The 20865-nt window shown below is 33.4% G+C and carries 17 protein-coding genes and 2 pseudogenes; 7 read left to right on the top strand and 12 right to left on the bottom strand.

The features are described 5' to 3' along the window. The first annotated feature begins 5 nt into the window (after window positions 1-5). Window positions 6-602, top strand: coding sequence for a YigZ family protein (locus K7I92_RS03985; RefSeq protein WP_220282156.1), 597 nt, complete (start codon window positions 6-8; stop codon window positions 600-602). Here K7I92_RS03985 and K7I92_RS03980 read toward each other — a convergent pair. Then, a complete protein-coding gene (locus K7I92_RS03980; RefSeq protein ID WP_220282155.1) occupies window positions 599-4438 on the bottom strand; it encodes a polysaccharide lyase 8 family protein in 3840 nt (1279 codons plus the stop codon). The genes K7I92_RS03985 and K7I92_RS03980 overlap by 4 nt on opposite strands. Before the next feature lie 116 nt (window positions 4439-4554). Beyond that, window positions 4555-5394: a glycoside hydrolase family 25 protein gene (locus tag K7I92_RS03975; RefSeq protein WP_220282154.1), complete on the bottom strand. Its 840-nt coding sequence runs from the start codon at window positions 5392-5394 to the stop codon at window positions 4555-4557. Window positions 5395-6309: 915 nt separating this feature from the next. Between K7I92_RS03975 and K7I92_RS03970 the strand changes: the two genes are divergently transcribed. After that, window positions 6310-6948 carry a zinc ribbon domain-containing protein gene (locus tag K7I92_RS03970; protein WP_220282153.1) on the top strand — a complete coding sequence of 213 codons (639 nt, stop codon included), beginning with the start codon at window positions 6310-6312 and terminating at the stop codon, window positions 6946-6948. A gap of 46 nt (window positions 6949-6994) precedes the next feature. Here K7I92_RS03970 and K7I92_RS03965 read toward each other — a convergent pair whose 3' ends face one another. The 5 genes from K7I92_RS03965 to K7I92_RS03945 form a co-directional block, all read right to left on the bottom strand. Continuing rightward, complete coding sequence (locus tag K7I92_RS03965; RefSeq protein ID WP_203244986.1) at window positions 6995-8167, bottom strand: toxic anion resistance protein; 1173 nt, start codon at window positions 8165-8167, stop codon at window positions 6995-6997. Window positions 8168-8208: 41 nt separating this feature from the next. Continuing rightward, window positions 8209-8919 (bottom strand): hypothetical protein, encoded by a 711-nt coding sequence (locus K7I92_RS03960; protein WP_220282152.1) that lies wholly within the window; start codon window positions 8917-8919, stop codon window positions 8209-8211. After that, window positions 8906-10006, bottom strand: a complete 1101-nt coding sequence (locus K7I92_RS03955) for an acyltransferase (RefSeq protein ID WP_220282151.1) — start codon at window positions 10004-10006, stop codon at window positions 8906-8908. The genes K7I92_RS03960 and K7I92_RS03955 overlap by 14 nt, the downstream gene beginning before the upstream one ends. Before the next feature lie 183 nt (window positions 10007-10189). Continuing rightward, window positions 10190-12139 (bottom strand): AAA family ATPase, encoded by a 1950-nt coding sequence (locus K7I92_RS03950; RefSeq protein ID WP_220282150.1) that lies wholly within the window; start codon window positions 12137-12139, stop codon window positions 10190-10192. Beyond that, entirely contained in the window at window positions 12129-13031 is a 903-nt protein-coding gene (locus K7I92_RS03945; protein ID WP_220282149.1) for a hypothetical protein, read from the bottom strand. The genes K7I92_RS03950 and K7I92_RS03945 overlap by 11 nt, the downstream gene beginning before the upstream one ends. Window positions 13032-13190: 159 nt before the next feature. Between K7I92_RS03945 and K7I92_RS07655 the strand changes: the two are divergent. Continuing rightward, window positions 13191-13459: pseudogene (locus K7I92_RS07655) on the top strand (MobA/MobL family protein); the annotation flags it as partial. A 351-nt stretch (window positions 13460-13810) separates the two neighbouring features. On the opposite strand, the gene K7I92_RS03940 reads toward K7I92_RS07655, so the two are convergent. The 5 genes and pseudogenes from K7I92_RS03940 to K7I92_RS03920 form a co-directional block, all read right to left on the bottom strand. Then, complete coding sequence (locus tag K7I92_RS03940; RefSeq protein ID WP_220282148.1) at window positions 13811-14980, bottom strand: site-specific DNA-methyltransferase; 1170 nt, start codon at window positions 14978-14980, stop codon at window positions 13811-13813. Further along, window positions 14958-15614 (bottom strand): ApaLI family restriction endonuclease, encoded by a 657-nt coding sequence (locus tag K7I92_RS03935; RefSeq protein ID WP_220282147.1) that lies wholly within the window; start codon window positions 15612-15614, stop codon window positions 14958-14960. The genes K7I92_RS03940 and K7I92_RS03935 overlap by 23 nt, the downstream gene beginning before the upstream one ends. Then, complete coding sequence (locus tag K7I92_RS03930) at window positions 15607-15888, bottom strand: helix-turn-helix transcriptional regulator (RefSeq protein WP_306790250.1); 282 nt, start codon at window positions 15886-15888, stop codon at window positions 15607-15609. The genes K7I92_RS03935 and K7I92_RS03930 overlap by 8 nt, the downstream gene beginning before the upstream one ends. A 75-nt stretch (window positions 15889-15963) precedes the next feature. Continuing rightward, window positions 15964-16143 (bottom strand): annotated as a pseudogene (locus K7I92_RS03925) (recombinase family protein); the annotation flags it as partial. A gap of 6 nt (window positions 16144-16149) precedes the next feature. Next, window positions 16150-16464 carry a glutaredoxin domain-containing protein gene (locus tag K7I92_RS03920; RefSeq protein WP_220282146.1) on the bottom strand — a complete coding sequence of 105 codons (315 nt, stop codon included), beginning with the start codon at window positions 16462-16464 and terminating at the stop codon, window positions 16150-16152. A 1039-nt stretch (window positions 16465-17503) separates the two neighbouring features. On the opposite strand from K7I92_RS03920, the gene K7I92_RS03915 reads away from it, so the two are divergent. The 4 genes from K7I92_RS03915 to K7I92_RS03900 are packed head-to-tail and all read left to right on the top strand — an operon-like array spanning window position 17504 to window position 20812. Next, entirely contained in the window at window positions 17504-18676 is a 1173-nt protein-coding gene (locus K7I92_RS03915) for a radical SAM protein (protein ID WP_370627440.1), read from the top strand. Then, complete coding sequence (locus K7I92_RS03910) at window positions 18664-19305, top strand: ABC transporter ATP-binding protein (protein WP_203244996.1); 642 nt, start codon at window positions 18664-18666, stop codon at window positions 19303-19305. Before K7I92_RS03915 ends, K7I92_RS03910 begins: the two co-directional genes overlap by 13 nt. Beyond that, the gene (locus tag K7I92_RS03905) at window positions 19293-20024 is read left to right on the top strand and encodes an ABC transporter permease (protein ID WP_220282142.1); all 732 of its coding nucleotides are present in this window, start codon (window positions 19293-19295) and stop codon (window positions 20022-20024) included. Before K7I92_RS03910 ends, K7I92_RS03905 begins: the two co-directional genes overlap by 13 nt. Continuing rightward, window positions 20018-20812, top strand: coding sequence for an ABC transporter permease (locus tag K7I92_RS03900; protein WP_220282141.1), 795 nt, complete (start codon window positions 20018-20020; stop codon window positions 20810-20812). Before K7I92_RS03905 ends, K7I92_RS03900 begins: the two co-directional genes overlap by 7 nt. Window positions 20813-20865 lie beyond the last annotated feature (53 nt).

Below are 20865 nucleotides of genomic sequence, written 5' to 3'. Positions count from 1 at the left end.
AAAACATGCAGGTTAAAGGAAGAAGTGAATACGAAGAAATCATTAAAAAGTCTCGTTTTATCGCCATCGTACAACGCATTTATTCTTTGGCGGATGCCCAAGAAAAGATATCAGCTTTACGCAAGGAGTATCCTGAGGCAACACATGTGTGTTATGCCTATAAGCTTGGACAACGAATGAAGAGTAGTGATGACCATGAGCCAAGTGGTACAGCCGGCATCCCCATTCTTGAAGCTCTCCGTTATGCAAACTTAGAAAATACACTGGTTTGTGTTGTTCGTTATTTTGGCGGTGTTAAATTAGGAACTGGCGGTTTAATTAGAGCTTATAGTTCTACTGCCGGTATGGCTTTAGAGAAAGCCCCTAAAACAAACCTCATCCCTTACTATCACTTCTCTATTCAATATCCCTATGAATTATCCAATCGTTTAGAACCGTGGCTTTACCAAAACAAAACCAATCCGGAATTTCAATACGCTGAACAAGTATATTGTGAATTTGATTATCCAAAAGAAGATATTTCTCGGGAAATACAGGATTTAAGTAAAGGGAAAGCACAGCTAAAATTATTAGAAGTCAAAAAGAAAGAAGTGGATGCCTAAGCATTCACTTCTCTTTTACGATATCGTATCACTAAGAATAAACCAAATAATCCAATCACCATAAGACCTATAGAATATGTCCACGAATATGTATCCGCTGTCTTCACATTACCTTTTCGTTGGATATAGAAGCTTTGGCTTACTTGACCATCTTCTGCAAGTATACGAATGGTGTGTTGACCTGTCTTTAATGTGTTCACATAGGCTTTCTTTAACTGAATGATTGTACTACCCTCGCTGGCTAGATAGTGCTCTTTCGTTAGTTGAACCCCGTCTACAAACACAGCCTTAAACTTAGCAAACGGAATATTCACACGAATACGATATAGATGTTCTAAATCATTTTCTAAAACTTTGTAGAGCACTTGTTTGGTTGGATTTTCTATTCTTTCTTCCCTCATTGTGCTTGGTTGGTAATAACCACCACTTCCATTCACCAAGGAATAAATCCCTTTTTTACTCACTTTCGTAACACCAAAAGTTTCTGGACTATCACTATATTTCACAATGCCATAATTTTCTTGTCGTTGATCATAAATAACTTGTGTTTCCTTTGTATTCTTTATCACACGAACCGGATGATTCTTAATCATCTTAAAGAATTCATCTTTTTGAATGGATGGAATGGTCGAATAGGCATAATTATCCATGTCTTTATGCGGAATGACCAAGCGATAGAAGGTGTTTTTATGAACGGTCGTATCTTCACCGGCTACTTCACGAATATCCGACCACTTACCACTTTGTTCAAGCTTCGATAATTCAAGATTGCTTGGCGTCAAGAAATGATAACCAACATTCGTTTTCTTATCTCCACTTTCCACAAAGACGGATTGTACATTTTGGAATTCTTTCTTTCCGTGGTCTAAATCCACTAATTTCCCATTCACAAAGAATTGGTACTTCTTCTTTGGTTCTAATTTTCTTTGGTCAACTGTAGTATGGCTATCGGCTTTCGAAATAGCACTAGCCATAGAAACAATCTGGTCGTCACAAATAAACCATGCTTTATGAGCACTGATGGACTTTAATTGGCTTTCAAAGTCCATCGCTACCGTTCCATAAGATTCATTCGCTTTCACGGCTCCAACAAAGGAAGAGGACATCGTTGAACCAAGTTCTTTTGCCGGACGCTTTTCGGAATTGAAAACAGTTGTACCCGGCAAATGATACGGATCCACTGTTGGCCAATAGTTTTGACTATAATGCGCTAAGTCACCATTGTAAAGATAAGTCATTCCATCTGCCGTATACCAAGCCTTACGATTTTCATTATTCATCATTTCAAAATTTAGGGTTCGATTGGAATGCATTGAAATACCAAAGCCGAAATCTTTCTTGGCGTTGTAATAAGCCACCTTATCCATATGATTAAACAAAGATAATTTAGTAGATCTTTGGAGTGTTGGAATGCTTGTGTCCTTCAATAATTTTTCCACATTCGCAATGTCGCCATAGCTCTTCAAGTTATCGCTAACCTTGTAGAACGTATCTTCTTTTAAGATTGTTTTGACTTCTGACCTTAATGAATTCTTATAAGCATTATCAAAGACATCCAATACCCGCACCACCCCTCGCAATACTTCAACACCGGCAACATGGTCTTCACTATTAGAACGACTAATCGAACGACCACGACTCATATCCATGAGTTCATTGTGAACAATGAGCGGTAAGAAAGCTTTCTCAATCCAATGACGAACTACCGCCAACTTCTCCTTTGGAAGTGGAGATTTAGAAGCTTGGATGATTGGCAATAATTGCGAAAAACCATCCATTAAGACATTCCCATAAGCTCCTGTATAAGCAACATTCGTATGATCAATGTAAGAACCATCTTGATAGAAGCCTTGTCCCTTATTGACAATCACAAATACTTTTTGAATGGCTTGAACCGTTTCTTTTACTTCCTTGTCATCTTTCCTTAAGAAACCGGCAATAATCTTGACACGACCCATATCAATTAGATTTCCGCCAATGGCCTCAAATGAATCGTTTTGTGTCACACGGAACCTTGTTGAATCCGGCACAAAGTGTTCAATTCCATCGGTGTATTTTCTGATCTCTTCTTGGGAAAAGTATTGTTGCAACAAAGAAAGTGTATTATTAATCGCTCTTGGTGTTCCAATTTCATAGTCCCACCAATTACCAATGACACGAGCATCTTTGTTATAAACATTGGTGCATAGCCATTCCATTCCTTCTCTTACTTGACGTATAGCCTTTGGACTTTGATAGTATTTCGATTTTGGATTGGTGATTTGTTTAGCAATCGCTTCTAAATGTCGAAAGCTAGTGGTCAATGCACTAGAACGTTCGTACTCCTTCGCTTCTTCCCATAGGTATGTTCGATTGTTTTCCTGTTTCATTTCCTTTAGATAGGTTTCAGCGTCGGTTTCTAAAGTATCGAAGAGAGCTTTCATAGCCGGATTATTTTCGTTATAGGATTTATTACCAACAATAATTTCATTCCATTGCTCTAATAATCGATTATACTCATCTGATACTTTATTCGTGATATGAACCTTAATGACGGCGATTGTTTTTCCCTTATCTTGAACCTCCAGTTTTGAAACACCCACCTTATTAGCTCTTATCATGCCTTCCTGAACATTAATCTTATCATCCAAAGCTTTATAACTATAATTTGGATTTCTTAATGTATAAATCTTATCTAGCGGGAATTTGATTTCCTTTTCTAAAATACGATTTACCTCTTTTGGCGCAAAGGCTTTCTTTACACCAATTTCTTTTAATTCCACATCTTTGAATTGAACCGTTCCTTTTCCTTTTTCATAGAATAATTCTAAACGGATAAATTGTGTCAAACTTAAAGGACTATAATTGATTTTTAATTCTTGCCAACCATTTGTCGTTCCGGTGAGCGTGTTGGAACTAACTGAGTTGACTTGCTCATCACGTCCTTTTGTGTCTTTTCGTTTTTCTAAAATTCTTAATTTTGCGATGCCTTGTTTCTGATTGAGTTTCGCTTTTACAGTTAACTGGTAATTTTTTGTATTATCAAAATTAGGAATGTCTTGGTATACACAAGAACGGAATTCTTTCTGTGATGAAATAGTTAATTCATTCTTATCATTCACAAACATTTTAGCCCCATTCATATTTTTATATTCATTTGGTGTCCAAGCAGTCCAGTGTTTTGCGGCTTTGTTAGTCCAAGGGGCTTTCCCATCTTCTGTTTCTTGAAACTTTGGGTTTTTAATAATCTCTTTTGGACTAGGAACCACTTCTTCTAATTTGACATCATCCACAAAGACTTCGCCCGTTCCGGTTTCATAAACTAGCTCTAATTTAACGCTATCTACTTCAGAACTTGGTTTGTAATCAAAGGTGATTTCTTTCCATGCTTGATTCTTGTATACATTACTTGTTTGTAAAGCTTTGCTGGTCGTAAATTTCGTTTCTGATTTTTTTCTTTCTTGAATGCGGGCATAGAAAAAGCCAATCTTATTCTTAGTATGCACACGATAGCTTAAGCGATATTGTTTGCTTGAATCAATTTTCTTTTCAATCGTTTGGTGAACGATGGCCCTTAAGGTATCTTTCGCCGCTAACTGTAATTGACCATTTTTTGCTGTAATGGTGTAGCTGTTCTTTTTGGTTTTATTTTTATCCACCCAAACTGACCAAGCCTTCGCCGCCTCGTTTGTCCATTGACCATTTTTAGCAATGGTTTCTTGGAAATCTCCATTCTGAACCAAAGAAGCACTTGGATTTTGTGCTTGCACCATGGGAAATCCTGTTATGACAAGGAATAGCGATAAAGTGAGTACGATGGTTTTCACCACCATTTGTTGAATTATTTTTATTTTCATTTGTCCTCCATATGCATATCGATTATAGATAGTAAACCGATTTACTATATTACCTTATCTTGAAATACTTATTCTGTCAATGAAGCGTTTACAATTAAAAAGAGAGCTGAACTCTCCTATTTGCGAATAAATTGTAAATTTAAATCCACGGGCTTATGAATACCATCAATTTTCCCTTTACTACTGTATTGCCAAAACCGGAATTGATACGGGTATTTCACCACTTGATCATACTCCGCTATCCAAACAGGATATTTTTGAATCACATCCAATTGGTACATTCTTCCATATACTTGTGTACTGGAATAGGACATAGCTTCATAACCGTTATTTTTAATGTGCTTCATAAAGGCTATCGCGTGTTTTGTCATATCTTCTTTTGTTAGTGAACCGATGCGATTGTTTTTACCTTCTCCGGCTGTTTCTAAATCATAAACAACCGGTAAGCTAATCGGATAAGAGCGTATTCTTTTTAAGACAAATTCCGCTTCTTCCTTCGCTTCTTTCTCATTGATGGCTTGGGAAAAGAAATAGACACCAACAGGAAGCTTTTGTTTTAAAGCCTCTTGTATATTGTAACGAAAGGTTGTATCTTCCGATAAATAACCATTCTGATAGCCACGATAGCCTAGGCGAATATACGCAAATTGAACCCCTGCTTTCTTGACCTTTGCCCAATCAATTTCCCCTTGATGAACCGATACATCAATACCAAAACGAGAGTAATAATTCTTGTCCTCGTAACGATAAATCTTTTCTGATTTATCCAAATAAGACCAATTATAATGATGGGCATATTGCGCCATTTTATCGTTCGTTGAATGCTTCATATATTTCACATTTTCCAAAAGTGACCAAGTTCCCAAAGCTAGTAATATAAAACATACTACTATTGAAAATACTAGGGTTTGTTGCGTTTGTTTCTGAAATTGTCTTCTCTTTTTCCTTTTCTTCATTATTTTTATTATACGGGATAAAACCGATGATTTATCTGAAAAGCCTATAAATTTCCATCGTGGGAAAATAAATCCATTGAAATTAGTGTATTGTAAGCACACGAAGAAAGCACGAATAGTATTATAAGTATAAATTTAATCTAAATGAGCATATATATAATTTTAACATTATTTTATTCGTTTTAATAGTCTATTATTTCTTTCTATTTCTGTTATCCTAATAGTAACAAAGTAATACCGTGAATAACAGATAGGGGGTAAATACCCATGGGAAAATGATATTTCTTTCTTTCGTAAAGGTATTTTATGTAAATAAAGAATGTAGTTATAAATCTATCAAAAACAATTGTGTGGCATCATTAGGTTGCCGCATATAGAATCATTGAATGGAGAGATTGATAAAATGGGGGCGTATGATATACTGCTGGTTTTGAATATTTTGGTGACCATTGTTGCTATATATCGAATTTTCTATCCTGCAAAACCAAGACTTAATCGAACGGGAGAGGTTATAATATGGATTATATCTATCATTGCTCTTCTTATTTCTTTTTCACATTTCTGGGGATTTTGGTGATAAGTCATTGAAGTGGTATTGTGAATTTTTTTAGGGTGAAAATTTAAAACCTGTGAAAAAGTAGGGCTTACTAGAATAAGTGGTTAACAGGCGCACCCGGTTGACCACTTATTCTTTATCCTATTTTCTAACTTTTTCATAATAGGAAAACCGGTTATTCAATAGGAATTAAGTCCTATTTCTGAATCTATCAAAATTAGTATAACTATTGGCTAAGCTAAAAATAATTTTAATGTACTTGTTTCTTTCTCCCCCGCTGTATATAATTTTGTGATTTATCTGAAAGGCATATGAATTTCTTTCTATGGTATGATGAATTTATTCAAAGGAGATTTTATATGTTCTGTCCAAACTGTGGAAAACCAATTGAAAAAGAAAACGCAAAATATTGCTCGCATTGTGGAGCTACTTTACCAACCTTTCCTAGTTCTTCTATCGAAAAGAAGAACAATCCCAATATTGAAATTCATTTAGAAGAATTAAAGCCTATTCTTTACGTCCTTCTTCAGCCAATGAAGGAATTTGAATTTACAACCTTTGCGTCTGTTGTTGTAATGATTATCTCTACTTTAGTAACTTATTGGAGTTTTCAATACTTAGATATTAACAATCACCCTCTTATACTATTGTTAACGGGTTTTTTAAGTGTACTAGCCTCTTATGCTATCAACGCTTTCTTCTTACAATTCTTTGGTAAAAAGAAATATGAATTAAATCATCTTTTCTCTACCTTAACCTACTTGCATATTGTCGGCTGTTTTGTGTTGCTATTGGTTTGTCTTTGTGGTTTAGTCCATTTAAAGTTGATGATGTTAATACTAGGACTTGTTGGTTATTTTATCTATATTTTTCAACTACTCCCGTTATTAAATGCTTCTTTCCATGGGTATTTAGGAGCCATTCTTTTAGTCTTAGGTTTCTTTATTGTATGGATGGTTATTTTTACCGGTGATCCTTCATCCATTCCTACTTTTTAGACAAAAACATTTTATAAAAGCCGATGAGAAGTCCTCATCGGCTAGTTTATTTTCTTTGTTCTAATAATTTAGTGCTCAATTGATTTTCAATGCGGCGTAATTCCATTTCTGCGGCTTCACGCTTCTCACGACCTTCTTTTTGAATATTTAAGACCTCATCCAATGTCTGAATCAATTCTTCATTTGTATGCTGTAAAGTTTCCAAATCAACAATACCACGTTCGCTTTCCTTAGCCGTTTCAACCGTTGCTTGATGTAAAGTTTCTGCGTTCTTCTTTAATAAAACATTGGTCATTTCAGAAACTTCACGTTGTGCTTCTAAAGCTTGCTTGGAGTGATGAATACCCAAGGAAAGCACAATTTGGTTCTTCCATAATGGAATTGTATTGACCAAAGTGGATTGAATCTTTTCTGTCATCACAGTATCATTGCTTTGAACCAAACGAATTTGGGGAGCCATTTGAATGGAAACCTGACGAGTTAATTCAAGATCATGAAGCTTCTTTTCAAAACGAACAATTGCCTGTTCTAAATCATTCGCTTTTTGCGCATCCTCCGGAAGTCCTGTTTTTTGTGCTTTCTCTCTTAATGGTGGTAAATCCTTTTCACGAACTTCTTGAAGTTTACGACGACCGGCTAAGATATACATATCCAATTCTTTAATATTCTCTTGATTTTTCACATAAAGCTCATCCAACATCGAAATGTCTTTCATCAATGTAATTTGATGATCTTCCAATAAATTCGCAATCTTAGTAACATTCTTTTCCGCATCTTCATACTTAACAAATAGACCTTCCAGCTTTTCTTTTCCACGATTAAACAGACTCGCAAAAAATCCCTTCTTTTCTTCTGAGTTGTCCGTATCTTTTAGTTGAACGACTAAGTTTCCTAATAAATCACCAATTTCTCCTAAATCTTTTGTTTTAACATTCTTTAAAGCCGATTCCGAGAAATCACTAATCTTCTTTTGCACGGTTGAACCATATTGAAGAATCGTTGTTGAATCTTCAATATTAATCTTTTTCGCAAAATCACTAACGATTTGTTTCTCTTTGTCATTTAATTTGTTTTCGGAAATTGGATCTGTGTAGTTAGCCGATTCTGCTTTCTTTTTTTCTTCTTCCACCACCGCTTCTGATTTTTCTTCCTTTACATCCATGGTTGGTGTTAGAGTTAATTCAATTTCTTCTTGCTGTGTTTCTAATTTTTCACTCATATTTAATCCCTCTTTTATCTAAGTATAACTTAAAAAGAGCCTTATGAAAGACTCTTTAGTATGAAATTCGCATATTCTTTAGCCCCTTGTGGCTTTAAATGAATACCATCCACATAAAACCATTCCTTGTGATTTTTAGCATAAGAGTGCCAGTCAATTAATTTCACATGACTATTTTTATCCACAACCGCTTGAATCGAAGCGTTGGATTTATCTGTCCAATTCATCGGTCCATGAACATTAATCCAGTAAATTTTACGGTTTTTACCAAGTGAATCAACGACTTTTTGACCTAAATCCAAGGAGAAAGGGCTATTTGTTCCTAAACCAATCACAACCGTTTTACCAAGAGTCCCCCTTCTTTCTAAAGCTTTGAAAATCTTTGTGGCATCCCAAATCTGACGCGATTCTTTAGCATCGATTGTAGCATCGGGAAAAGTTGATTGTAAGGTTGCTGAAGAGCCGAGCATAACCGAATCACCAATGAAAGTAATGGACTTCAAATCCGCTTGTCCTTTTGCACTAAGGTCACTGTAAGCTTGTGAAGCATGGACTTTACCATCTTGAGTTTCCACCGTAGCCTTTTTTTCCTTTAAGGCTTCTTCTTGTTGATTAAGGTTATTTTTCAAAGTTTTCGCATCTTCTTCCTTTTTATTCGTTGCTGTAAACACCGCAAAAACGCCAACCATAAGAACAACCATGACCATCAACCAAACTGTAAATTTCACTTGTTCCTTATTAGGCTTTTTCATGACCGTTTTTCCCCTTTCCAAGCAAAATATAGCTTACATCTTCTAAAAATCCATGGGAATAATGCGCAAATACCAAAATAATAGCAATGATGAGAATTCCCATTCCCGTAATTTGATCCAAGTGTTGAAATTGGAAGAAAAATAGGATTGGATATTGCCATAAATACACTTCATAACTACAATTCGCTATCCATTTTAAAATAGGAATATCCAAATACCTGCCAATTCCGGAAACTTGACTTGTAACCAAACGAATGAATTCAACCGAAATAATGGAGCTAACCAATAGTCCCACTCGATAAGTCCAAACACTTTGACCACCCATAAAAAATATCATTAAAGCGAAGATAAACACCAAGGTAGATCCATATAATCCAGGTTCCAACAAGAACTTTTCTCGGTAATCACCATACCACTGCCAACAAGCTAAAGAAACACCTAAGAATAAAGCCGATGCTCGACTAATAGAACCATAATAAGCAGGCATCACATTACTTGCCTGATAAGTAAATTGAATGGTTATAAAACTCAGTAAAGCCACTGCCAACCAAAAATAATTTGCTTTATCTTTATACTGCGTTTTCTTAATGGATTGATACAACTTTAGAAACAATGGCCATAAAAGATAAAACTGCATCTCAATCGCAATTGCCCATAAATGCGTATAAGGCGAAGCATTGACCGACCTCGTAAAATAATCAGCATTTTGAGAAATTTGATAGTAGTTATTATAACCAAAGAAGATGGATAGAATTTCCTTTTTTCGACCATCCAAAATCATTGAATCCATGAACCAATAAATACCGGCACTAAAGAAAACAACCAGTAATAAAGCCGGATAAATTCGTCTTAGCCGCTTTAAATAATAGTTCTTTAAAGAAAACTTTTTTTCTTCGATGGACTTAAAGCTAGTCCATGCAACTAAATAACCGGAAAGCGCAAAGAATAACGACACGCCAACAAAACCACCAGGAAATTGTTTTGGAAAAACATGGTAAAGGAGAATTAGAAGCGCGGCTAAAGCACGCAATCCATCCATGCCGACAATTCTTTTTCTCCCCTTTAATTTCTGTTTCTTTTGTGCCACCTTTTCCCCCTGACTTGTGTATATTAATATAACATAGTTTGGGGCTTCTTTTTTGAAGAAAATATTAATTATTTCACCTATCACTCAAAATTCATTTTTATCATCAAGTGTAAGCTGAAATTCCTTAAAAAAGCTATATTTTATCTATGAATATAGCTTTTTCAACATGTGATACTACTGTTTCTATTTCAAGGAAAAATCCGCAAGGACTAATTCATCCACCACAGCGTCCTTTTCTTTCAACAAACGAGTCGCTTGATTAACAATGGCCTTTTCAACTAAATTACGTGCAAAACGACCATTACCACTCGTATCCACGGACATAAAGTATTTCACCAGTTCTTTTTGAACCTTCTTATCCCAATGATAGCCTTGTTTCTTGGCTTCTAAGACCGCAATCTTTTCCAATTCCTCCGGTTGATAGTCTTGGAAATGAAATTGGTTTGGAAAACGAGAAGCTAAGCCTGTATTTGCCGTTAAGAATTCTTCCATTTCTTTCTCATAACCGGCTAAAATGACCACCAAATCACCACGACTATCTTCCATACTCTTAACAATCGTATCAATCGCCTCCAGACCAAAAGAATCCTGTTCACCACGATATAAAGAATAAGCCTCATCAATAAAGAGAACACCACCCTTGGCTTTTTGAATAACCGACTTCGTTAAAGGAGCGGTTTGACCAACATACTTCGCCACTAAATCCGAACGTGTTACTTCAACCAATTGTCCCTCTTGTAATAAGCCGATATTCTTTAGATATTGTGCTAATAAACGTGCAATCATGGTCTTACCTGTTCCGGGATTGCCCATAAACAACATATGCATGGAAATTGGTTTGACCGGTAAGCCTTGTTCCTCTCTTCTTTTTTGAGCTAAGAACAAAGCTTGATAAGAACGTATCTTTTCTTTCACTTCTTCTAAACCGATGATGGTTTCAAATGATTTTTCAATTTGTTCTAAAGCTTCTTGTTCATTGACCGGTTCATAAACAACCGTTTCCAACTCATCCATCTTAACCACTAACTGCTTCTCTTTGACTTCGATAGTTGCTTTTTTTTCTTTTAATTCCTGTTGTAAAGCCATGTCTTCTAATTTCTTTCTGAAGATAGAAATCCACTGTTTTAAACCTGTTTTACCTTCTTTTTGTTTATAATGCGCCAACATATATTCTTTGCTTTCTTCACTGAAAGTCAAGCTTAAACCAAGATTGATTTGGGCTTGTTCTTGAATTTCTTGGACGTATTGTTCCAAAACTTGTTTTAATACTTCACTACTTAAAGATTGATATTCAATACAATCCACCATCTTAGCTTGTACTTCCGGTTTCCATAATTCAAGAAATTTCTTTAACGATAAATCAGTTATAAAAACAAGGTATTTTTTAGTTGCATTTAAATGATCCACACTTTCTTTAACAAGACCGGATTGATTTTCCACCAAGACACCCTCTTTTAAAACATAGCGCTTATTTAACTGAATAGAACCATTCGTTATATACTCTTCCATACGACGGATATAATAAGAATCCGCTTCTTCTACTTTTTCTACAACCAAAAAGGAACCACGCTCTTCATTGGCTTGGTATAAATCCTGTAAAAAGACTTGTTCATTAGAACCATCTTGGTATCTTGATAAATCTAACTCACTATACCGATTGGACAAAAAAACAGATTTTTCCTTTAAAATATCCAATAAAGTGACTAAGGATTCCCGTTTGCCAACTCCCTTTGGACCAGCCAGTACAATGATATTTTGAATACCATCCTGTTTCTGTAAGAAAGGACGACGAATGGCTTGAACCAGCTTGGTTAAGGCTTCTTTTTGCCCAGGTACTTTTTCATTTAACTCTTCCTTGATTTCAATAAAGTCAATTTCATTTGTGGTCTTTTGAACTTCACGAAAGGCATTACGACCATAATCCTGTTGAATGTCCTTTTCCAACTGTTCCAACTCCATTTGGTTCTGTTGATAAATTTCTTGGTTTTGTTTATGAAGAATAGTGTTCAATTGATCCAAAGCCTCTTGATTATCTTTTAAGGTTTTTTGGATATGCTCACTTTCTTCATACGGTCTTTTCTTGCCAAAAACTTCTTTCCAAAGTCTTTCCTTTTCTTCTGTTCTATTCTTCATGTTTCCAAGGCTCCATTCTTCCATCATTGGTTAAGCCATCTTTCTTTAAGATTGCTTCTAAAGTAGACATATCCGCATTTAATTCCATGAAATCTTCATCATTCATGTTAGAAATAATATTTTCCATCGCTTCATTCACCAAGAAAACGGTTTTTATCAGTTTACTCTTAGAACCATCGTAATCATCATCTATCTTGAAAATTTGAACCTTCGCAAACTTTTCTAAAATATTGGTTAAATAAGGAAGATAATATTCATATAGCTTTCTTAGCTTATCTTTACTTTCCGGAAAGGTCTTTTCCAGTTCATCAATTTGTAATAATAAAGCTCTTGTTTTGTACAAAGCTTCCTTCACTTCGTTATCTTGAATCGATGCATTTAAATCATCTATTTCCTCTACAAAATGATTCCTCTTTTCTTCATGCTTGGTAACTTGTACATCAATGATATTTTCATCTTTTGAACCATTCTTCGCTTTGGTCATCAATTCTTGAAGAATATAAGCATATTTTTCAGGACGGCTCTTTTTAAAAGATTGAAAATGTTCCACGAAACCATTTTCGTCATAAACATCCAAACTATCTAAGCCTCGGTATTCCCGGTTTTTTAATTGAAGATGATAGCCATTACCAACCCAAAAAGTTGTTTCATGTTGAAACCATCGGGTTAAATAATCATTTAATTGTACGTATTCTTGAATGGAATACTTTTTTTCACGTCGATATTCTTTTTTTCTTGTCACATTTTGAGCGCTTTTAAAGATACTGCCTAAAAAAGCTAGTGCTATTCCAATAAATACAATAAATAAAATAGGACTAAAAACGGATATCAATATCCGAAACAGAATTCCAAGTGCAATCAATTCTCCAAGGCGTTCATATAATTTGTTCATGCTGATATTTTAACGTATTTTTCCTTTTTTCACCATCTATACAAAAACAATTCTACACCAATAGGAATCATATCTTCTTTAAAATGAAAATCGTCTTGGTATAATACCGGGTAATCGCCTGTTCCAATCAAAAGATACAGAGGGAGTGAATTGGTTATAAAAGCCAAACAAGATAATTTCTACAATGTGCATACCACCATAGAGATTCTTTTGTTTGAAAGTGTGAAGAAATATCTCAAAGAATATTTAAGTGAAAGCAAGACCCTAAATAAATCTAAATGGAAATCGGAAGTAACAGCCTTGAAGAAAGAAAAAGATAGTCTACATTTTCAAATTATAGACATACGAAAAGAGGTTGAACAGGCTGAAAGTGTTAGAAACTGTATAGAGAATTAACACAGGTAAAGAAGAACGAGTTAGACCTATAAGGCAAAATACTAAAACAGAGACTTTAATCAATCTCTGTTTTAGTATTGTTGTCGAGTATTTTAATCATGTTGGTTGCGATAGCATCCATGTGTTCCATCCAGTTCATAAATATGTGTCCGGGATTCTGGGTACATATCATTTTTATCTAATCGTCTATATTGCTCACTGCAAGTGTAAAAGGCTTCGCAGAACGCAAGTACACTCGCTAGGGTGTATAATTGCGCCCTTGTTTACAAGGGACAATTATATGATTTGATTTTATGATTTCATTTTCTTATTTTCTGTTTGCATATTTGCTCCTTTCTTGTATAAAAAAAGAGATAACATAATTTGTTATCTCTCTACATAATCTACTTTCTTTTTTGTAAAACATAATCTATATCATCTATTAATATAATATTATCAGATAAACAATGTTCTATTAAATCAGAATGGGTTCGAATTAAAATGCCTAAATCAAAGTTTTTTACTTTCATAGCGTTAAGCAATAATTTTTCACTCTCATTTAAAATTTCATTCTCTTTTTGAATTTTTATTCCTACTGATTTTCCATCTATTTTTTCCCTGAGTATACCATCTAAACCTTTATTTCTTTGAACTATATCACAATCATATCTACTCAATATCATCTTTTCTTTTTCAGTTTTATTATCATAACTTGAAATTCCATTTTTCAATAAGTTTGATTCCGTCTTAATTGGTTTAATTAACCTTTCTTTAGCTAATTTAATTGCATTTTCATTGATGTCAAAACCTATATAATTTCTATTCAATAGCTTAGCGGCTGCTGCACAAGTACCACTTCCCAAAAATGGGTCAAGAACTAAATCCCCTTCATCAGAAGAAATCTCTATTATTTTTTCTAAAAGTTGAATAGGCTTTTGAGTTGGATATCCTACTCTTTCCTTTGCTTTAGGATTTAAAAAAGGTATTTCCCAAACATCATTTAATGGTACACCTTTTTTTATATTTGTATATACAGTTTTACCATTCTCATCTTTCTTATAAGTACTCTTACCATCTGAATTTCTTACTCTATCTTGTAAAATCTGGTCAATATTAGTTGTCAAAGAATACTCTGTATATAAGACATTAAATTTATACTTTTTGGATTTAGAAAAATGATAAATGTTTTGATGAGAATCTAATAACCCTCGTTTAGAATTGCTCCATCTTTTGTACGACCAAATAATTTCGTTTTGAAAGTTAGACACTCCAAAAACTTCTTCTAATAAAGTTCTTATGATATGGCTGGCAGTTCTATCACAATGAACAAATATATTTCCGGTTTCTTTTAATATTCTTTTCATTTCAAAAAATCTAATTTTTAAAAACTGTTTATATTCTTCAATGCTTACCCAATTGTCTTCAAAGAAATATTCTTTTCCATTTTTACTTGTCAGTTTATGTGTTCTCTGAGTAAAAAACGGTGGGTCTAAATAAATCAAATCAACAGAAGAACTACTTAATTTTTTCATAGCCTTTAAACAATCAATATTATAAACTTGATTTATTTCCATTCATACATTCCCCTTCACTAGCGATTCTTTCTAAAATAGATAGTAAGTCCACCCCTGTTTCATTTTTTACATATTCCCAAGCAGAATCACTATAATAATATTCTCCATTAACACCTTTATATAAAGTTTCTAATGTTTCCTGAATTTTTATTGATTGACTTCTATTTGGATAATAAAACATTATTCTAATAGGTTTATAGCCATATGATTGTATTACTTTAACTCTAGTATGTTCTTTAGTGATATGATCTCCATCTGTTGTTGCATCTTTCCATTTTATCTCGTAAGCTTTACCATCAACTAAACAATCTATTTCGAATTTTTTGGGTTTAGTGCTTATGGTATTATCAACTCTAACTTTTTCGGCATTGGGAAATTTTTTTTGAAAACACAATATAGTTACTTCTTCTAAAAAAGACCCTGCGTATTTATATAAAAAACGTCCTTTATTTTGATATATATCTATAAGCTCTCCCTCTTTATTTGATATTCCAAGAACCCTATAAATCAAGTAGTGAGAATTATCATCGCCTTTCATTTCCTCTACACGTTCATCTACTTTAATTTGAAGTTTTTCTCTATATAGTTCGGCTAATTCTTTTATTTTATTATACATTAATTCCGTGTTATTCATTGTTCCCTCCTAAATTAAACTCAACTATGTCCCCAATATTACATTTTAATGCTTTACATATCTTCTCAATATTCTTTAAAGATATATACTCATTCTTACCCATATTTGCTATGCAATTTGATGTTAAACTTGCTTTTTCTAATAAATCTTTTTTCTTCATATTTCTTGATTTCAAAAGATTCCATAACGGCTCATACGATATGTTCATACTATCCTCTCTTACCTTTTTATCTTGCTTAATTATAACAAAAACTTGAGTTTTCTCAAGTTTCATTATCGGTTATATTAACATTTCATCGAACATATCATTCAAAAGATTACAAGGACTATTTAAGTATTCGTTATATACTATATCTTTTACAATAACTGTTCCAATATTTCCTATATTGACTTGTTCCATCATTAATGTAAAACCGGGTCTATCAAATCTTGTTCCACTTATACCACCATCTGTAAAGTGAATGATATTATCTAAATCATTTTTGATTGCATATTCTTCAAGTATTTTCTTTTGGTTAGAAATACTATGTCCATACTAACAACCCTTATGGTCCAAAGAACAAGATTCACTCCTATGACTCCAAATGACTTCTTTTCCCATTTCTTGTAAGTAAGCTTCCCAATCAGTAAAAACAGTTCCATCTTCTCTCACCAAAGCCGGTAAGCCAATATCATGAATAGCTTTTAAATGATCAAAGACGGCTTCTTTATCTCTTAAAATCAAAAATTCTTTTAGGGTTTTCAAAGAAGTGTTAATATCCAAAAATTCATATTTCACACCATAGTAATCAAAGTTTTCTTTACACGCCACACAATCCGGACACATTTCACTACCATAAATTTTAAACATAGTTCCCCCTATCAGCATTGACCAACACGTTATAAATCAATTTATACCAAAATAGAGAGGGCAAAACAAGCAAGAGAATTAGAATTGATTAGAAAATAACAATATTTTTGTTAATATCCTGTCTTTAACAGTTTCAAGATAGTAAAAAGCCAAAGAAGTACTTTATTTAAAAGGTTTCAGTGACTTTTTATTTTTGTGGCTGATAGGCGTATATTATTTGCTTTCTTTATTTCTCCTAAAACATAAATATTATGCTTTATACCCCTCAGTAGCCTCTTTTATCATCCTATCATACCAGTCTGTCGTCTCTAATGGCATTTCATGATACTTATCAAACACTTCATACAAATACTTATCCTTAACTTTGTTTTCTATTATCTTCTTAAGAGAATCTGTATTGCAATACAGTCAATATAGTAGGCACAAATTTATAGAAAATAATTCAGCTTTATACTCATTGGGTGTCATATAACCGATTACTCCATAATGAAAAATCAATCCATATTGAATATTTCGTTTACTATATGCTTTATGAAATGCAGTCATGGTTAAATTTACATCATGTTTTGATGATATATGCCGGTCGATGATTTTCCTTGAAAACAGATCCCATGGCAATACAAAGATAGCACCATTTGCCAAATACCTTAATATGGTGAGGTCTTATAGGTTTGTCTGTAGACAATTTAGGTAAATCCATGGAACGCATCAGTCGATACACTCTTCCAACACTGATGTTTATTGCACTTAAGGAAATACTGTACTCACGGCTGAGCTGTGATTGAGATTTGCCATTTTGATGAAGGGATACGATGGACTTTTAAAGTCCTCATCATAACGATTGTTAGGCATGAAATACTCCTTTCTTTTTGTCTACTTTATTAGTATAGATTCAATTATCCCTGAACATTCATAATCTAAATGAAATCAAACAAAGTATATTGAAAATGTTTTTTATATCTGTTATTCTGAAACAAATAAATTAATTTCTTTGAAATTATGAGGGGCGTAGATATGAACACTATTAAAAAAAGAAGAAATATTAACTTTTTTAAAAGATAACTTAGTAATTTTCGATGAGAGTATAGATGAAAAGAAGATATCTAAATATGTTATAAACAAATCCAAATATAGCAGAAATCAGCTGTTAATTACAGATGCATCAAGCTATAAATGTAATCTTCGATGTGTTTATTGCATGCAACAAAATACTTTTAAAGATGTAAAGGAAATAAGTGTTAAAGAAAGAGTAGATATTTGGCAAAATCTAATAGAAGCAAGTGGTCTTCAAAGTGCTACAATTGTTTTATTTGGAGGCGAACCTTTCTTAAACTTGAATTATGTTAATAATTTATTAACAGAAGCAACAAATAGGAATTTGCCGATTGATCACTATAGTGCAGTTACTAACGGGGTTAATTTAGATGCAAATTCTATTGAACTATTGACTAAGTTTCCATTTTCTAAATTACAGATAACACTAGATGGAACTGAAAGAATACATGATACCAGAAGATACCTGAAAAACAAAGTAGGAAGTTTTAAAACAATAATTGCAAATTTGCATACTATTTTTAATCATACAAAAATTAACATAATTATTAATAGCGTTTTAGATAAAGGAAATTTAAATGATTATATAGAGATGATTACATTCCTTTTAGAGGAATTCCCATCTGAGATAAAGACAGGAAGAATGATATTTAATGTCGGAAGAGAATGCCACCCGGTATTTAAATCGAAATATACAAATGAAAATATCTTGAAGGAAAAAGAGTATGCTAAGGTGGTTTATGATGCGATAGATTTTTTAATTGAAAATAACTGTGAAATCAACCAATTAAAGCCATCACCTATATGTATGCGATTATCTGAAAATGATATTATGGTTTCACCTGATGGTAGCTTATACAAATGTATATCAGGATTAGGCATGGATAAGTTTAAATTAATAAGCAAAGATGATTTTTTGGAAAAGCCGTATATGTATACCTTAATGCAAAGCCAATGGTGTGAAAAGGATGTGGATATGGAATGTGAAAATTGTTCTTATTTATTTTTATGCAATGGGGGTTGTGCCTATAATGCTTTTATCCAAGGCACTAAAAAGGAATGTAATAAAGAGTATTTGAGCGCCTCTATCGATAGATTAATTTTAGCAATGAGAAAATATTTGGAAAGAAAAGGTGAACTTGTCGAATGGAATATGTAAAGTTAGAACGTTGTTCCAAGAGGTTTGATAATCAGCCGGTTTTAAAAGAAATTTCCTATTCTTTTTTTACAGGTGGATATTGCATTAGTGGAGAGAATGGTAGTGGAAAAAGCACACTATTAAAAATGATGATGGGCTTAATCTTACCGGATACGGGACAGGTAACTGTCATCACAGAAAAGAGTGATCATTTAAGTACTACGGTCAAATCTCAAATCGGGTATATGTTTGCAAGTGAGAGGACACTATACTATAAATTGACCGCAAGAGAAAATTTAGAAATGATGGGCTCTATCTATGGTATGAAAGCTGAGAAATTAAAAGAAAGAGTCGGTGAAGTTTTAAAATTAGTAGAATTAGAAGATAATAAAAAATATATTGAAACGTATTCTACAGGTATGAAAAAGAGATTAATGTTGGCCAGAGCTATCTTACATAATCCCAAAGTTTTATTCCTGGATGAACCCTATAGTGGTTTAGATGAAAGCGGTTGTCAGTTATTGACGCAAATATTAGAAAATGAAGTAAATAATGGTAAATGTGTGATTGTTGTCAGTCATCAATTGGGATATATTCCAAGCCATTGGAAGCAGTTGTCGATAAAAGAAGGAGAGTTATGTTCTGGCTAGTCAAGAAGGAATATTTATATGACTTTCGCTATAAGATGAGAAGTTTAAATTTAATTTTTAATCCATTCTTTATGATGGCACCGTATGTTTTATTAGCTCAAAACTACGGAGCGGCCACAAGGGTATTAGGAAGTATGCTCCTATGGTCGTGGTTAGTGCAACTAATCTATGGTATTTCTTATGGCATTGAGTCTTTAAAGATTGAGGGAGTACTAGGTATGATCTTGATGTCACCCATGCACTTTATCACCTATCAGTTTTTCTACTATATTTATTTAGTTCTTCATCAATTATTGGTAACAGGAATAACCTTAGTGCTCACATGGCTGTTTCTTGGAATAACAGTTGATAATATAGTAAAGTTTTTAATTACTTTAATAATCGGTAGCGTAGGATTGTTTTGTTTTACGGTGGGATATTCTTCTCTTGTTTTAAAGTTTAAAAAGATGCAGGGCATAAATACAACTTTACAAAATGTCTTTGGATTTTTATCCGGGTATACGATTCCCATCACAAAGTTTCCTATTGCACTCCGATTTGTTTCCTATCTCATTCCATTAACATATGCCATTCATGTGATGGATATAGAGTATATGGCTAGTCCAATTTTGATTGGTTTATTTGTATTGGTAAGTCTGGTATGGCTAATCATTGGAATTCTTTTTGTCAATAAGAATTTAAATGGCATGAAAATGAGAGGAGACTTTGAACAATGGTGAAAATATGGGCTATTGTAAAAGCGAACTTCTTGACACAATGGCGGTATCAAGTGAATTTTTGGCTTCAAACCTTATCGATCTTCGTGATTATCTTTCCTTCTTTAACATTAACTTTCAATGATAATAAAGCTATTTGGGGCTTTTCTTCCGGCATACAGTATTCTTTTTATTTATTAGTCGCTTTGAGTATTTGGAGTTTTGTGGAGTGCCTTTGGTCGTTTACATTCCAATTAAGGAGTGAAATGAAACAAGGTATCTATGATGAAAATCAATTATTGCCGATAAGTATGAATAAGCGAATGATTATATGGTCAATTGATGGTATTGTAAGTGCCATCGTGTCTTTTCTTCCGTTATTTATGCTTAGTATTTTATATAGTTTTATTAAAATTAGTTTGCTTGATTTCTTGGCTAGTGTATTGATTATCTTAATTTCTGTCTTTTCAGGTTATTCATTAGGGGTGATATTGATGGGACTAATGTTAGTTTGGAAAGAATGTGATCAATTTGTTTCTTTTGTTGGGAATATAGCTCCATTTATTTGCGGCATGTTAGTACCTTTGGTGAATATGCCCATTGGATTACGCTTGGCAGGACTTTGGATGCCTTTTACTTGGGGATTAGATAGTATTCGCTGTTTACTATTTGGGTACGAAACTTTATTACCTATTCCTTACGAAATGGGAATATTGTTTGTTTTGACAGTTATTTACTATATTGCTTCTAAATTAATATTTGTTAAATTAAACCGTTTATCAAAAAAGAAGGGTGGAATCATTGGGTATTAGCAACTTTTCTATTTTAAATCATCGTTTTCTTAGCGACACATAATGGTGATGAA

Source organism: Bulleidia sp. zg-1013 (genome assembly GCF_019798045.1).
In the GTDB taxonomy this organism is placed as follows: Bacteria; Bacillota_I; Bacilli_A; order Erysipelotrichales; family Erysipelotrichaceae; genus Bulleidia.
Note: the sequence above shows the minus strand (reverse complement) of the source record. Positions and strands in the feature narration are given on the sequence as shown.